The sequence below is a fragment of the Mycobacterium sp. UM_11 genome (genome assembly GCF_001414075.1).
GTDB lineage: Bacteria > Actinomycetota > Actinomycetes > Mycobacteriales > Mycobacteriaceae > Mycobacterium.
In genome coordinates this window covers 1-203 of sequence record NZ_LATC01000307.1, presented here as the reverse complement: position 1 = coordinate 203, position 203 = coordinate 1, and the positions used below count along the sequence as shown (strand labels likewise).

The window sequence follows — 203 nt, the reverse complement described above, 5'->3', positions numbered from 1 at the left end:
CCGGGGGTGGTGGCCCCGGCCGAGAATGTCGGGCCGGGCACGGTGTTTGTGTATTCCGGTCGCGGTTCGCAGTGGGCCGGCATGGGCCGTCAGCTGTTGGCCGAGGAACCCGCGTTCGCCGCCGCGCTGGCCGAGCTGGACCCCGATTTCGTGGCCCAGGCCGGGTTTTCGCTGCACGAGGTGATCGCCACCGGCACCGAGCT

1 protein-coding gene is annotated in these 203 nt (G+C 71.4%); it reads left to right on the top strand.

Annotation, left to right across the window (positions count from 1 at the left end; all coding sequences use genetic code 11):
- A partial coding sequence (locus WU80_RS25155) for an acyltransferase domain-containing protein (RefSeq protein ID WP_156349817.1) occupies nucleotides 1-203 on the top strand: 203 nt, incomplete at both ends.